The sequence below is a fragment of the Arthrobacter rhamnosi genome, from assembly GCF_054510855.1.
Genome location: NZ_JBTNDT010000002.1, coordinates 173,458 through 186,775, shown reverse-complemented (window position 1 = coordinate 186,775; position 13,318 = coordinate 173,458). Strand labels below are relative to the sequence as shown.

The window sequence follows — 13,318 nt, the reverse complement described above, 5'->3', positions numbered from 1 at the left end:
GTGAGCGGCCGTCCCGGCGACGGGCACCACGACGCACGAAAGCGAAGTACGCTTAGCATTGACGCCCCGGCCCCATGGGGCAGCCCTGTCGACAGAGAGGTCCTTGATGAAGCAGCCCTCCCCGCGCGGAGAAGTCAGCGCGCTAGTCCTGGCCATCATTGCCGGAACGATCGAGTCGCAGCAGGACGCGCTCGGGCGGCTCGGCGCGTTCGTCGAGGCCGCGCTCGCCGAGACGGCGGACATCCTGCACGACGACGACCTCCAGCTCGCGCTCTTCTGCCTGTACGAGTTGCACTACAGCGGAATCGATGGCGCGGGCGACGACTGGGAATGGAACCCGGACCTCCTTCGCGTGCGGCAGCAGCTCGAGGTGGCCTTCGAGCGCAGGGTACGGGACGAAGTCGTCCTCGGTGACCTGCCGGAGGCGACAAGCGAGGCAGTGTGCGCGGAGCTGTTCCGCATGACCGGCGAGGATTCCGGTCCGAGCATGTCCCGTTACGTGGCGAAGTCCGCGACGAACGAGCAGGTCCGCGAGTTCCTCGTGCACAAGTCCATCTATCAGCTCAAGGAAGCCGACCCGCACACGTGGGCGATTCCGCGCCTGGCCGGCCGGTCCAAGGCAGCCCTCGTGGAGATCCAGGCCGACGAGTACGGGAACGGCCTGCCCGCGCGGATGCACTCCGCGCTCTTCGCCCGCACCATGCGTGAGCTCGGCATGGACGACGCGTACGGGGCCTACCTCGATGCCACTCCCGCCATCACACTGGCGGTGAACAACCTCATGTCGCTGTTCGGCCTCAACCGCCGGCTTCGAGGGGCCATCGTCGGACACCTGGCTGCCTACGAGATGACGTCGTCGCAGCCGAACCGCCTGTACTCGCGTGGCTTCAAGCGCCTCGGGTACGGCGAGGACGCGCTCGAGTACTTCGACGAACACGTCGAGGCCGACGCCGTCCACGAGCAGATCGCCGGGCGGGACATGGCCGGCGGACTCGTCGAATCCGATCCGCGGCTGCTGCAGGACGTCCTGTTCGGAGCGGCCGCCGGACTCGCCGTCGACACCCTCATGACCGTCCACATCATGGATGCCTGGGAGTCGGGCCGCTCCTCGCTGCGGGCCTCGGAATCGATGGCTTCGTGAGCGGGGCGTCCGATGTGTCCGAGCCGGCACCGGAGCGCCCGCTGAACTCCGGCAGGACCCCGGTGTCCGTCGTCGCGTGTCCCAACGGTCCGCTCCTCATCCGCGGCGACTTCGAACTCGTCGGTGCGGACGGCAAGGAGCTGCCGCGCACCCGGCGGACGGTGGCGCTCTGCCGGTGCGGCGCGTCCGTGCTGAAGCCCTACTGCGACGGCTCGCACAAGCTCACCGGGTTCAAGACCGAGCCCTGACAGCCGCCCCGCGTCCGCGGTGGAGGCCGTCCGTCGGGCATGCTGGACGGGAACGTGGGACGGAACGCCTGAACGGAGGCCACATGGCGGCAATGGACCTGAACAGTGATGTCGGAGAATCGTTCGGCAACTGGACGTTCGGGGACGACGCCCGCATCATCGAGTCGGTCTCCAGCGCCAATGTGGCCTGCGGGTTCCATGCCGGAGACCCGGCCGGGATCCGGGCCACGTGTGTGGCGGCCGCTTCGGCCGGGGTCACCGTCGGTGCGCACCCCGGCTACCGGGACCTGGCGGGCTTCGGCCGGCGGTTCATGGACGTGGACCCCTCCGAACTGACCGACGACGTGGTGTACCAGATCGGGGCACTGCAGGCCCTGACACGCGCGGCAGGCACGGCGGTGAAGTACGTGAAGCCGCACGGCGCGCTGTACAACACGATCGCCGTGCATGAGAGCCAGGCCCGCGCCGTGGTGCAGGCGGTCCGCGAGGTGGATGACGCCCTGCCGCTCCTGGTGCTGCCGAACTCCGTCATCGAGGCGGAGGCGCGCTCTGCCGGGCTCCGCACCGTCGTCGAGGCCTTCGCGGACAGGGCCTACCTGCCCGATGGCGCGCTCGTCTCCCGGCGGGAGCCCGGCTCCGTGCTCAGGAACGAGTCCGACGTCGTCGAGCACGTGCTGCGCATCGCAGCGGAGCGGGAGGTGGTGGCGATCGACGGTTCCCGCATCCGCATCGACGCCGAGAGCATCTGCGTCCATGGGGACACGCCGGGCGCCGTCGCGATGGCGGCAGCGGTACGCCGTGCACTCACCTCCGCGGGCGTGACGGTCGGTGCCTTCGCCTGACACAGCCGGCCTCCGGCAGGCCGGCAGGACGCTGCGGCCCGTCGGGGACCGCGGACTGCTCATCGAACTGCCCGATCTGCCGGAGGTGTTGAGCGTGCAGGCGCAGCTCCAGGAAGACCCGGTCGAGGGCCAGGTGGACGTGGTGGCGGCGGCCTGCACGGTCCTGGTCACGGTGAGGGAAGCCCGTCAGGTGGCGGCGCTCGCGGACCGTCTTCATGCGATGGATCCGTCCCTGCCCGCCGAGCGGGACGACACGCTCGTCACCATCGACGTGCAGTACGTCGGTGCCGACCTCACCGAGGTGGCCCGGCTGACAGGCCTGAGCGAGGATGCTGTCATCACGGCCCACACGGCGACGCCGTGGAGTGCGGCGTTCGGCGGGTTCGCCCCGGGTTTCGCCTATCTCACGGGCGGGGATCCCCGCCTGGAGGTGCCGCGGAGGCACTCGCCCCGCACGGCGGTCCCGGCAGGATCCGTGGCGCTCGCCGGCACCTTCTCGGCGGTGTACCCGCGCGAGTCGCCCGGCGGCTGGCAACTCATCGGCCGTACTGCCGCCGTTCTGTGGGACGCCCGCCGCGAGCAGCCTGCCCTCATCCGGCCCGGCAACCGCGTCCGGTTCGCTCCGGTCCGCGAACTGGTCGAGGTGGCGGCGGTGCCGGCCGGGACGGCTCCCGCCCCTCCATCCGGGCAGGGAGGTCTCACCGTCGTCGACCCCGGCCTCTACAGCACCCTGCAGGACCTCGGCAGGCCCGGCCGCATGGCACTCGGCGTCGCCGGGGCAGGGGCGCTGGACCGCGCCGCGCTCCGGCAGGCGAACAGGCTCGTGGGAAATGCCGCCGGCTCGGCGGTCATCGAGAGCCTCAACGGAGGGCTTGCCCTCCGTGCCGGAGAGGATCAGGTACTCGCGGTGACCGGTGCCCACGTGGAGGTGACCATTGCCCTGCCCGATGGCAGCGAGCGCGAGGCGTCCCTCTGCACGCCCTTCCTGCTGCGCGACGGCGAGGTGCTGCGGCAGTCCCCTCCGGTGTCGGGCCTGCGTGCCTACACGGCAGTGCGGGGTGGATTCGCCGGAGAGGAGGTGCTGGGCAGCCGGTCGACGGATTCGATGTCAGGACTCGGTCCTCCCCCACTGGCGAGGGGGATGGGCCTGCCGGTAGGACCGCCGGAGCGGTCGGCGGTGGGTTCCGCGGAAGTCCCGCGGCGGCCCGAGGCTCCGGAAATCCTGCGGGTTGTCCCGGGTCCCCGGGACGACTGGTTCGACGACGATGCGCTCGCCCGGCTGTGCGGAACGGACTGGACGGTCACGGCGCAGTCCAACCGGATCGGCCTGCGGCTCGACGGCCCGTCCCTGAGGCGTACCCGCGAAGGAGAACTGCCGAGTGAAGGGACGGTGCGCGGAGCCCTGCAGGTACCGCCGTCGGGCCTGCCGGTACTGTTCCTGGCCGACCATCCGGTCACGGGAGGCTATCCGGTGATCGCCGTCGTCGCCTCGGCGGATCTGGACCGTGCTGCACAACTGCCGCCGGGCGCCATGGTCCGGTTCCGGACCTGACCTCCCGCGGTGGACCTGCCTGCGGTCCACCGGCCGCCGGGCCCGACGGACCTGGGACGACGGCGGCGGGCGACGGACGCGGGCGGCGTCGGTCGTTGGTGTGCCGTTGGTGTCAGTCGTCGGCCGGCACGAGGGCCTTGGTGACCGCGTCCCGCCGTGGCGCGGCCTCCGTGTCCCGGCGGACCAGGACGGTGAGCAGCACCGCCACGACGCACAGGACGGCCGCCCCGAACCAGGCGATCGTGTACTCGCCCGTCGTGTCCCGGATGAGTCCCGCTCCCACGGCTGCGGCCGCCGCACCGAGCTGGTGCGCGGCGAACACCCAGCCGAACACGAGGGGCCCGTCGGCGCCGAACGCACTCCGGCAGAGGGCGACCGTCGGAGGTACCGTCGCCACCCAGTCCAGCCCGTAGATGACGATGAAGATCACCATCGGCGGCCGGACCGTCGCGGCCAGCAGCGCGGGCAGCACGAAGAGGCTCACGCCGCGGAAGAGGTAGTAGGCAGCGAGGAGCACCTTGGGGTTGTAGCGGTCGGTCAGCCAGCCGGAGGCGATGGTCCCCACGATGTCGAAGATCCCGACGACGGCGAGGAGCCCCGCGGCCGTCGTCGTCGGCATGCCGTGGTCGTGGGCGGACGGGATGAAGTGGGTGCCGATGAGGCCGTTCGTCGTCGCCCCGCAGATGGCGAAACCGAGGGCCAGCGCCCAGAACGTGCGGTGGTGGGACGCCGCGCGGAGCGCCCGCAGTGCCCGCACCGCGGCATTGGTCGAGCCGGCCGCTCGCGGTGCGGCGGGTTCCTCCGCCCCGTCGGCGCCCGGAGGCGCGCCGTAGGGGCGGACGCCGATGTCGGCAGGGGAGTCGTGCACCCAGAGGAGCACGAGGGGTATCACCACGAGTGCACCCGCCGCGATGACCAGCGATGCCGTCCGCCAGTTCGCCGCTTCGACCAGCACGGCCATCACCGGGAGGAACACGAGCTGCCCTGCCGCACTGCCCGCGGTCAGGATCCCGACCACGAGGCCGCGACGGCGGACGAACCAGGTGGAGGCGATGGTCGCCGCGAAGACGAGGGCGATGCTTCCGGTTCCGATGCCGATCAGGATGCCCCACGTGAGGAGGATCTGCCATGGTTCCCGGACGAAGACGGTCAGGGCGCTCCCGGCGCCGATGACCAGGAGGGCGAAGGAGGTGACCCTGCGGACGCCGAACCTCTCCATGAGGGCGGCGGCGAAGGGCGCAGTGAGCCCGAAGAGGACGAGGTTGATGCTGACGGCCAGGGACAGGATGCCGCGGGACCACCCGAACTCCTGCTCGAGGGGGACCATCAGCACGGACGGAGCGGCACGGAAGCCCGCTGCTCCGACGAGGGTCAGGAAGGCGACGGCGGCCACGATCCACGCCGGGTGAATCCTCCGGCCCCGCCGCTCCCGGGTGGCGCGGCTCATTGCGAACCCGCGAGCTGGACCGGTCCGCCCGCGCGGGCGAAGCTCACCCATGTCGTCGTGTCGGCGGTGAGTTCCTCGCGGCAGGCGTCGCACCTGTCCGCGCTGGTGGTCCTGCGTCCGCAGGGTGAGTGGATGATCTGCATGTGCGCGGAGTCCGAGGGTGCGCCGAGGTGCTCCTCGGCGAAGTGGATCATGGCATTGAGGACCGGCAGCGTCCCGTCGCCCTTCGGCGTCAGCACATACTCGTGGCGTGTCCTGCCGGATTCGTCGCGGTACTGCCTGCGGGCCAGCAGGCCGTGCGCGGTGAGGGCGGAGAGCCTCTTGCTGAGGACGCTGTCCGCGATGCCGGTGGAGGCCTTGATGTCCTCGAACCGGGCGTGGCCGAAGAAGACCTCGCGCAGGACGAGGAGGCTCCACGGATCGCCCAGGACCTCGAGTCCCCGGGCAAGGGGGCACTGGCTGTCGGACCAATCGGATCTCAGGGGCATGCGGGCGACCGTATGCTACTTTCTTCGGGAAAGCCAGAGGTGGACACGGGGCTGTCCCACCAGGAGCCCCGGCGGCCCCCCGGTGGCAGGTGAGACAACGTGCACATGGAGTTTCGCGGACGGAAATGCGGCCGAAACCGCCGCTCCGTAGCGTAGGGAGCACAACACTTCTCCAGGAGGCGGCATTGCAGACGCTGAGGGTTCGACAGGTCCCCTGGGCCAATCCCGTAGCCATAGGGCTGCGGGAAGCGCTGCGTGCCGAGAACGAGCGGGGACGGGGGCCGAGCGCCCTTCCCGTGCGGGCCGACGACGGAGACGACATCGCGGTCTTCCTCATCGCCTACGAACTCGCCACGGGGCAGCCGGTCGGTTGCGGCGGCCTGCGGCTCCTCGGCCCCACGCACGCCGACATCGATTCCATCTACGTCCTGCCCTACGCCCGCTGGTCCGGGGTGTCCCAGGTCATCACCGAGGAACTCACGTCCTGGGCGCGCGTGCACGGCATCACGGCCGTCGGCCCGGACGAAGCCCTCGCGCAGCTCAACGCCCTGCGCCTCTGAGGCGCACATCCGGCCGACCCGTCGGGCCGCCGTGCCCGACCCCCGGAGTCCGGGGTTCGGGCTGCCCCGCGATTTGCCGGGCGAAGCCGACCGCATTGTATATAACGCCAGGGGAATAAACAGCAGCCCCATCACGAGGAAGCAGTGCGCCCCGGGCAGGACGCACTGCTTCAGGTTGTTCCTGCTCACCGTCTTCTCCGCTGACGTGTCCGGGCCGTTCGGCGACCCGGACACGTCCTGCGGGAACTACTTGCGCGGTGCGCCGAGGTCCACGGGATCCTCGTCGGTCAGGTAGGCGAACTCGGAGTGGGCGGCGATGTCGATGCCGCGCAGCTCGTCCTCCTGCTCGATGCGGAGCCCGACGGTGCGCTGGATGACCTGTGCGATCACCCAGGTGACGACGAAGGAGTAGACCAGGACGGCCACGGTCGCGACGGTCTGGATGCCCAGCAGGCCGGCACCGCCGCCGTAGAACAGCCCGGCGACGCCGTTGGGGGCATCCTCGGTGGCGAAGAACCCGATGAGCAGGGTCCCCAGGATGCCGCCGATGAGGTGTACGCCGACGACGTCGAGCGAGTCGTCGAAGCCCAGCCGGAACTTCAGCTCGATCGCGAGTGAGCAGACGGCTCCGGCGATGGCGCCGATGGCCAGGGCTCCCATGGGGCTGACGGCTCCACAGGCCGGGGTGATGGCGACGAGCGCGGAGATCAGGCCCGAGGCGGCTCCCATGCTGGTGGCGGCCCCGTTGCGGATCCGTTCCACGAGGGCCCACGCGAGAAGGCCTGCAGCGGCGGCGACGGCGGTATTGAGGAAGACCACCGAGGCGGCCTGTCCCGCGGAGAGGGCGGAGCCTGCGTTGAAACCGAACCAGCCGACCCACAGGAGCCCGGCTCCCACGAGGACGAGGGGCCGGCTGTGCGGCTTGGCGTGGTCCACCTTCGGCCAGCCGTGGCTGCGCCCGAGCACGAGCGACAGGGCGAGCGCTGCGATACCGGCATTCATGTGCACTGCGAGACCACCGGCGAAGTCGATGGCGCCGAGGTTGTTCGCGATCCAGCCGCCGACCACCGAGCCGTCCTCCGAACTGAAGGCGAACACCCAGTGAGCGATCGGGAAGTAGACCAGGGTCGCCCAGACACCGGCGAAGATCATCCACGCGCCGAACTTCATGCGGCCCGCTGCAGCGCCGGCAACCAGCGCCGTGGTGACGCAGGCGAAGAAGAGCTGGAAGGCGGCGAACAGGATGGGCGGGATGGATGCATCCGGGTCCTCGGCCAGCAGCTGGCCCAGGCCGGCGTACTCGGCGACGTCACCGATCAGTCCGAAGCCGCCTACCGAGTTGCCGAAGGCCATCGAGTACCCGAAGAGCGCCCACAGCACGGCGACGAGGCTCGCCCCGCCGAAGCACATCATCATCATGTTGAGGATGCGGCGGGAGCCCACCATTCCTCCGTAGAACAGGGCCAGTGCCGGGATCATCAGACAGACGAGCGCGGCGCTGGCGAGAATCCAAGCGACGTTTCCAGAATCCATGGGAAGTCCATTTCCGTGACAGCGCTTTCGTGTGCCCGAGGGGACAGAGCCCGGGGTCGCACTGGGGGTGGGTGCGGAACCGGGATGGCACACCGCGCTGAGCAATGGTAGACAGCGGCACGTTTCGGTCCGCCGCGGGCGCGGTTAACTTTGTGTTACGCCTCGTCCCGGCCCTAGCCTCCCGCGACCGACTGGATGATCATCACGGTCGCACCTGGTGGAACCGGGGTTCCCAGCCCGTCCAGCCGGCGCACGTCCTCGCCGTCGATGTAGATGTTCACGTAGCGCCGCAGCGCACCGGTCTCCTCGCGGATGCGCTGGTCGAGCAGGGGGCGCCCCGCGCCGAGGTCGTCCAGGAGCGATGACACGTCGCCGTCGTCGGGCACGCTCATGCTGATCTCGCTGCGTCCGTCGACGTACGGGCGGAGGAGCGTGGGGATCAGGACGGTCACGGAGGCCATGGTGGACAGGCTCCTGGTCAGGCGGGAACGACGGCGGCACGCACCGAGAGCACGTCCGGCAGGTGGCTCGCCACTTCCCGGAAGGTGCGGCCCTCGTCGGCGCTCGCGTAGACGGTCCCCCCGCGCGTCCCGAAGTAGACGCCCGGGACCTCTGCCGTGTCGACGCAGGCCGCGTCACGCAGCACGGCGTTGTACTCAGCGCGCGGCAGTCCGGCGTCACTGGCCTGCCAGGTCGCACCGGCGTCGTCCGTCCTGTGCACCATGAGGTGCCCGTCGGGTGGGATCCGCTCACCGTCGGCCTTCAGCGGGATGACCCAGGCGGTGCTGCTGCGGTGGGGGTGGGTGAGCATCACGAAGCCGAAGTCGGCCGGCAGGCCCTCCGCGATGGACTGCCAGGAGTCGCCGCGGTCGTGGCTCGTGTACACGCCGTGGTGGTTCTGCGCGAACAGGCGGTCGGGGTCGACGGCGTCGCGGGCCACCTTGTGCACGCACTGGCCGAACTCCGGTGCAGGGTCCGGCAGGAAGTAGGCACTGATGCCGTGGTTACGGGGCTGCCAGGTACCCCCGCCGTCGTCGGACCGGTAGACGCCGCCCGTGCTCATGGCGACGTGGACGGTGTCATCCGCGGGACTCGGTAGGACCGTATGTGCGGCTGCGCCGCCGAAACCGGCGCCCCACTCACTGCGGTGCGGGTGGTCCCAGAGGCCGCGGTTCAGTTCGAACGTCTCACCGTGGTCCGTGGACTTCCAGACGGAGATCGGCTGGCATCCCGCCCAGACCACTCCGGGCCGGCTCTCCGCATCGGGCTGGATCTGCCAGACCCGCTCGAGCGCAGCGCCGTCGTCCGCTCCGAAGCGGATACCGCCCTCCTGGGGTTCCGCCCAGGTCTCCCCGAGGTCGTCCGAATGCGCGATGCAGGGGCCGAAGTGCCAGGACATACGCCCGGCGAAGAGGCGGGTCCTGCCGCCGCGGGTGTCGATGCCGACGCTGGGAATCTCCTCCATGAGGAACTTCGGCTCCGACACCGTCCACGTCTCCCGGTCGGTGCTCGAAGCGAGCCACAGGCCCTTCTTCGTACCGATGGCGAGGAGGGTTGTTCCTGCTGCTGACATGGCTGCCCCCGTTGGCGTGTTCCGGTTTCCACCCCGGCCCGATGATGCAGATCACTTGGGACGATGCCACGCACCACCCGTTTTGTACAGGTGCCGCTACCCGCTTCTGTCCGCATGCATGAAATCACCAGCGGAGCCTGCCAGAGTTGTCGTATTCGATCGCTGGGGAGCGGATCATCCGTTCACCTGGAGGCACCGTTGCATCAGATCGTCCTCGGGAACGCCGCGCCCGTGCGGCCCTGTCCCGGTCCCGGCCACACTCCCGGCACCCGCCGGCATTGCGCCGGCAAGCATTGCATCGAAGTCCGCTCCGGCCTGCTCGTGCTCTGGTGGGCGCCCGGCTCGCTGCTCACTGTCGCCGACATCCTCGAGTCGTACGAGAGTATCCGCGAGCTGTCCGACGGCTACCTGCTGCCCCTCGTGATCCATCTGCAGGGCATGGTCGGGATCACTGCGAACGCCCGCACCGCGATCCTGGAGTGCGACCTCACCTCACGGGTAAGCTTTGTCGGCACGGGTCCCGTGGACCAGGTAATCGCCGCCTTCGTGGAACAGTCCCTCTCGGAATCCCGCTATTTCGAATGTCCCGCCAAGGCCGAGGCATGGGCACGCGAGGCCGGGGGTGGGGATTAGCGGTAGGGTTCCGTCCTTCTCCGGTCCGGAACGGAAGAAGGCGGGACCATTCCTGGTTCCCGCCTTCTTCCCCGACAGAACCATTACCGGACATATCGTCCGAAACGTCCGCCCAATTGGCTCGGAGGAGCCGGCGCGCGGTTAGCGGCTCTCGTTGTAGGCGTCGATGATCGACTGCGTGATGCGGCCGCGCGAACTCGGATTGAAGCCGTTCTCCTGGGCCCACTGGCGGATCTGCTGCGTGTCCTCGCGCTTCGATCGGGAGGAGGCTTTCGGGCTCGCTGCCGACTGCCGGCCGGCCCCCGCCTTGCGGCCCTTGTCCACGTAGGCGGAGAGGGCGGAACGCAGGGAATTTGCATTGTCCTGGGTGAGGTCGATCTCGTAATTCGTGCCGTCGAGTGCGAACCGCACTGTTTCCTGTGCCTCTTCGCCACTGAGGTCGTCGACCAATTGCACCTGTACGCGCTGTGCCATCAGATTCTCCTGTGTCGTGCGAATGAATTCATCAGCCCCCGGTTCCCGACCTTATCCTGCAATCCCCGGAAAGTATCGGGATTTTCGGGAATGGGGACGGCCAGGGCTTTATCGACGCCGCTCGGCGCGGAAATCCTCCGTCGTGTGACCTGCTGTCGGCACCTGCAGCCATCGTGCGGGCGATGGAGCTAGTCCGTGGTGACCGTCCCGCGTTCATCGATGACCAGCGGCAGGCCGAATGCCTCGAACATCTCCGGGTACAGGAAGTTGTGGTGGCCCACGATCTGCTCGCCATCCGACTCGATGACCTGGATCGCGAACGGTTCCCACAGGCCGGGTTCGACGAGGTGGTAATTGGCGAAACCACCCGCTCCGTTGATGGTCAGGGGGATGAGCCGCCCACCCTCGCAGACGCTGCCCTCGCCGAGGAACCAGGCACGCAGATCGGCCGGACCACGGAGCCAGAGGTCGAAGGGCGGCATGGAGAGGACGACGTCGTCCCGCAGGAGCGAGACGAGCACGTCCATGTCGTAGGACTCGAAAGCACGCAGGTACTTGGCGAGCAGGTCCTTGTGCGCCGGGTCCTCGAGGGGCATGGGCGCGGCGGGCTCCTGGTGGGCCATCGTTCTGCGCGCACGCTGGAGTGCGCTGTTGATCGAGGCCGTGGTGACCTCGAGCAGGGCGGCGACCTCCGCCGCCGACCAGCGCAGCACCTCACACAGGATCAGCGCGCTGCGCTGGAGTGGGGGCAGGTACTGCAGGGCGGCGATGAAGGCCAGGCGGATGGTATCGCGGGCCTCGGCGATCGCCGCCGGATCTCCCGAGGGGTCGATGACGCGCTCGTCGGGGATCGGCTGCACGAACACGCCTTCGGTGAGGGGCGCACCGAGCACGGCATCCGCGGTGCGGGTGGACGGACCGAGGTCCATGGGGCGGGCGCGGCGCTGCGGGCTGCGGAGCATGTCCACGCAGACGTTGTGCGCGATCCGGAAGAGCCAGGTCCGCAGGGAGGATTCGCCGGCGAACGTCTCGCGCCGCGACCAGGCCTTGATCATGGTCTCCTGCACGGCATCCTCGGCCTCGGACGCTGCACCGAGCATCCGGTAGCAGTACCCGGTCAACTCACGTCGGGAGGCTTCCAAGAGTCGTTCGAAGGGCTCCGTCTCCGCTTCCGTTCCGGGCAGGGATCTCCGGGGCGGAGTGGCGGTCTCGGGCTGCATGCATCGAGCGTAGCGACGGCGGTCCCGGGGTGGGAGGAGGTGGCCCGAAAATTTCCTCCTCCGCCGATGATCGGACCGACCCCGCTCCGTCTATTGTGTGGAAAGCCGCCAACCGATACCGGGAGCACCCATGCGCAAACTCACAGCAGGCCTCTTCTCCTCCGTCGACGGAGTGGTCGAATCACCGCACCTCTGGCAGTTCGACAGCTTCGACGCGGAACTCGGCGCGGGAATGGGGGGGATGATCAGCCGGGTGGATACCGTCCTGCTGGGCCGCCACGGGTACGAGGAGTGGGCCGGCTACTGGCCCTCCGCCGAGTCCGCCGACCCCTTCGGCAGCTTCATCAACCCGGTACGGAAGTTCGTGGCCTCGCGCACGCTCAGCGGGGAGCTGGGCTGGACCAACGCGTCCCTCATGGACGCGCCCCTGGAGGAGTTCGTCCGGGCGCTGAAGCAGACCGAGGGCGGGGACATCGCGATCTGTGCCAGCATCTCGCTGGTGCGCCAGCTCCTGTTCGCAGGGCTGCTGGACTCACTCCTCCTGATGATCCACCCGGTGGTCGCGGGTTCGGGACGCCACCTCTTCGCGCCCACGGACCCGGTGACACGGCTGGAAATGCAGGAGACGACCACCACGAGCAAGGGCAACGTCCTGGCGTCCTACGGACTCCGCAGCGAAGATGGCTGAACCCTAGACTGCTGGTCATGGCCGTCCTCATCGATCCGCCGTCCTGGCCCGCACACGGAACCGTGTTCTCCCACCTGGTGTCGACGTCGTCACTCGAGGAACTCCACGCCTTCGCGGCGGCTGCGGGGATCCCGCACCGGGCCTTCGACGAGGACCATTACGACGTGCCGGCCCGGCGCTACCGGGAGCTGGTGGAGCAGGGCGCCCTCGAGGTCAGCGGGACCGAGCTGGTGCGGGCCCTGATCGCCAGCGGCCTCCGGGTCCCTGCCCGACGGCGGGGGCCGAAACTCCGCGCTGCCCTTCTGTCGCGGTGGGCGTCGATCCTGCCCGAGGATCCCGGCCTAGGCGGAGAGCTGCTGGATCGGTGGGGCGAACCCCACCGGAAGTACCACACCCCGGTGCACCTGCTCGCCGTCCTGGAGGCCCTGGACCAGCTCCTCGAACCCGCGGACGAGCCGCAGCGGATGGCCGTCCTCCTCTCCGCCTGGTTCCACGACGCCGTCTACGAGGGCGCGGCCGGGAAGGACGAACAGGCCTCCGCGGCGCTCGCCGTCGAGCGGTTGACGGGCCGCGTGGACAACGCCGTGGTAGAGGAGGTCGAGCGCCTCGTGCTCCTCACGGTGGGCCACGATCCTCGGTCCGGGGACAGGGCGGGGCAGCTCCTGTGCGACGCCGACCTCTCGGTTCTCGGCGGATCACCCGAGGACTACGCGCGCTACGCCGCAGCGGTGCGCGCGGAATATTCGCATATTCCGGATGAAGCATTCACCGCCGGCCGGCGGAGTGTCCTGCAGCGGCTGATCGCGCTCGACCCGCTCTACCGCACCGAGCGCGCACGGGCGCTGTGGGCAGAGCGGGCCGGCAGCAATCTGGCGCAGGAACTCGCGTCGCTCGAGCGGCCCTGACGAGGAGGTAGGGC

15 protein-coding genes are annotated in these 13,318 nt (G+C 69.5%); 8 read left to right on the top strand and 7 right to left on the bottom strand.

The window, feature by feature from the left end; all coding sequences use genetic code 11:
• Positions 1-106 precede the first annotated feature (106 nt).
• From ACX80I_RS05235 to ACX80I_RS05220, 4 genes are all read left to right on the top strand, one after another.
• Positions 107-1,141, top strand: a complete 1,035-nt coding sequence (locus tag ACX80I_RS05235; protein WP_459344086.1) for an iron-containing redox enzyme family protein — start codon at positions 107-109, stop codon at positions 1,139-1,141.
• On the top strand, positions 1,138-1,389 hold the full coding sequence (locus tag ACX80I_RS05230) for a CDGSH iron-sulfur domain-containing protein (RefSeq protein WP_459344085.1): 252 nt from the start codon (positions 1,138-1,140) through the stop codon (positions 1,387-1,389). Before ACX80I_RS05235 ends, ACX80I_RS05230 begins: the two co-directional genes overlap by 4 nt.
• 83 nt (positions 1,390-1,472) lie before the next feature.
• Positions 1,473-2,231 carry a LamB/YcsF family protein gene (locus tag ACX80I_RS05225; protein ID WP_459344084.1) on the top strand — a complete coding sequence of 253 codons (759 nt, stop codon included), beginning with the start codon at positions 1,473-1,475 and terminating at the stop codon, positions 2,229-2,231.
• Positions 2,218-3,783 carry a 5-oxoprolinase subunit B/C family protein gene (locus ACX80I_RS05220; RefSeq protein ID WP_459344083.1) on the top strand — a complete coding sequence of 522 codons (1,566 nt, stop codon included), beginning with the start codon at positions 2,218-2,220 and terminating at the stop codon, positions 3,781-3,783. The genes ACX80I_RS05225 and ACX80I_RS05220 overlap by 14 nt, the downstream gene beginning before the upstream one ends.
• Positions 3,784-3,895: 112 nt before the next feature.
• Here ACX80I_RS05220 and ACX80I_RS05215 read toward each other — a convergent pair whose 3' ends face one another.
• Positions 3,896-5,230, bottom strand: a complete 1,335-nt coding sequence (locus tag ACX80I_RS05215) for an MFS transporter (RefSeq protein ID WP_459344082.1) — start codon at positions 5,228-5,230, stop codon at positions 3,896-3,898.
• The gene (locus ACX80I_RS05210) at positions 5,227-5,718 is read right to left on the bottom strand and encodes a winged helix-turn-helix transcriptional regulator (protein WP_459344081.1); all 492 of its coding nucleotides are present in this window, start codon (positions 5,716-5,718) and stop codon (positions 5,227-5,229) included. The genes ACX80I_RS05215 and ACX80I_RS05210 overlap by 4 nt, the downstream gene beginning before the upstream one ends.
• 185 nt (positions 5,719-5,903) lie before the next feature.
• On the opposite strand from ACX80I_RS05210, the gene ACX80I_RS05205 reads away from it, so the two are divergent.
• Positions 5,904-6,278 (top strand): GNAT family N-acetyltransferase, encoded by a 375-nt coding sequence (locus tag ACX80I_RS05205; RefSeq protein WP_459344080.1) that lies wholly within the window; start codon positions 5,904-5,906, stop codon positions 6,276-6,278.
• A 246-nt stretch (positions 6,279-6,524) separates the two neighbouring features.
• On the opposite strand, the gene ACX80I_RS05200 is transcribed toward ACX80I_RS05205, so the two are convergent.
• From ACX80I_RS05200 to ACX80I_RS05190, 3 genes are all read right to left on the bottom strand, one after another.
• Positions 6,525-7,811, bottom strand: coding sequence for an ammonium transporter (locus ACX80I_RS05200; RefSeq protein WP_459344079.1), 1,287 nt, complete (start codon positions 7,809-7,811; stop codon positions 6,525-6,527).
• A gap of 173 nt (positions 7,812-7,984) precedes the next feature.
• Entirely contained in the window at positions 7,985-8,272 is a 288-nt protein-coding gene (locus tag ACX80I_RS05195; protein WP_459344078.1) for a MoaD/ThiS family protein, read from the bottom strand.
• A 17-nt stretch (positions 8,273-8,289) separates the two neighbouring features.
• Positions 8,290-9,384 carry a WD40/YVTN/BNR-like repeat-containing protein gene (locus ACX80I_RS05190; protein ID WP_459344077.1) on the bottom strand — a complete coding sequence of 365 codons (1,095 nt, stop codon included), beginning with the start codon at positions 9,382-9,384 and terminating at the stop codon, positions 8,290-8,292.
• A gap of 198 nt (positions 9,385-9,582) precedes the next feature.
• Between ACX80I_RS05190 and ACX80I_RS05185 the strand changes: the two genes are divergently transcribed.
• Positions 9,583-10,017 (top strand): hypothetical protein, encoded by a 435-nt coding sequence (locus ACX80I_RS05185; protein ID WP_459344076.1) that lies wholly within the window; start codon positions 9,583-9,585, stop codon positions 10,015-10,017.
• Between the two features lie 141 nt (positions 10,018-10,158).
• Here the strand turns inward: ACX80I_RS05185 and ACX80I_RS05180 are convergent, their stop codons facing one another.
• The gene (locus tag ACX80I_RS05180) at positions 10,159-10,491 is read right to left on the bottom strand and encodes a histone-like nucleoid-structuring protein Lsr2 (protein ID WP_087071895.1); all 333 of its coding nucleotides are present in this window, start codon (positions 10,489-10,491) and stop codon (positions 10,159-10,161) included.
• A 188-nt stretch (positions 10,492-10,679) separates the two neighbouring features.
• Entirely contained in the window at positions 10,680-11,711 is a 1,032-nt protein-coding gene (locus ACX80I_RS05175; RefSeq protein WP_459344075.1) for a sigma-70 family RNA polymerase sigma factor, read from the bottom strand.
• A 130-nt stretch (positions 11,712-11,841) separates the two neighbouring features.
• Between ACX80I_RS05175 and ACX80I_RS05170 the strand changes: the two genes are divergently transcribed.
• Both ACX80I_RS05170 and ACX80I_RS05165 read left to right on the top strand, forming a co-directional pair.
• Positions 11,842-12,399 (top strand): dihydrofolate reductase family protein, encoded by a 558-nt coding sequence (locus tag ACX80I_RS05170; RefSeq protein WP_459344074.1) that lies wholly within the window; start codon positions 11,842-11,844, stop codon positions 12,397-12,399.
• A 17-nt stretch (positions 12,400-12,416) separates the two neighbouring features.
• Positions 12,417-13,304, top strand: a complete 888-nt coding sequence (locus ACX80I_RS05165) for a DUF4031 domain-containing protein (RefSeq protein ID WP_459344073.1) — start codon at positions 12,417-12,419, stop codon at positions 13,302-13,304.
• Positions 13,305-13,318 lie beyond the last annotated feature (14 nt).

What these genes read in the sequence shown, in the direction of transcription:
- ACX80I_RS05215 (WP_459344082.1), bottom strand. Translation starts at nt 5,230, where the DNA reads ATGAGCCGCGCCACCCGGGAGCGGCGGGGCCGGAGGATTCACCCGGCG.
- ACX80I_RS05235 (WP_459344086.1), top strand. Translation starts at nt 107, where the DNA reads ATGAAGCAGCCCTCCCCGCGCGGAGAAGTCAGCGCGCTAGTCCTGGCC.
- ACX80I_RS05190 (WP_459344077.1), bottom strand. Translation starts at nt 9,384, where the DNA reads ATGTCAGCAGCAGGAACAACCCTCCTCGCCATCGGTACGAAGAAGGGC.
- ACX80I_RS05170 (WP_459344074.1), top strand. Translation starts at nt 11,842, where the DNA reads ATGCGCAAACTCACAGCAGGCCTCTTCTCCTCCGTCGACGGAGTGGTC.
- ACX80I_RS05225 (WP_459344084.1), top strand. Translation starts at nt 1,473, where the DNA reads ATGGCGGCAATGGACCTGAACAGTGATGTCGGAGAATCGTTCGGCAAC.
- ACX80I_RS05180 (WP_087071895.1), bottom strand. Translation starts at nt 10,491, where the DNA reads ATGGCACAGCGCGTACAGGTGCAATTGGTCGACGACCTCAGTGGCGAA.
- ACX80I_RS05195 (WP_459344078.1), bottom strand. Translation starts at nt 8,272, where the DNA reads ATGGCCTCCGTGACCGTCCTGATCCCCACGCTCCTCCGCCCGTACGTC.
- ACX80I_RS05165 (WP_459344073.1), top strand. Translation starts at nt 12,417, where the DNA reads ATGGCCGTCCTCATCGATCCGCCGTCCTGGCCCGCACACGGAACCGTG.
- ACX80I_RS05175 (WP_459344075.1), bottom strand. Translation starts at nt 11,711, where the DNA reads ATGCAGCCCGAGACCGCCACTCCGCCCCGGAGATCCCTGCCCGGAACG.
- ACX80I_RS05210 (WP_459344081.1), bottom strand. Translation starts at nt 5,718, where the DNA reads ATGCCCCTGAGATCCGATTGGTCCGACAGCCAGTGCCCCCTTGCCCGG.
- ACX80I_RS05200 (WP_459344079.1), bottom strand. Translation starts at nt 7,811, where the DNA reads ATGGATTCTGGAAACGTCGCTTGGATTCTCGCCAGCGCCGCGCTCGTC.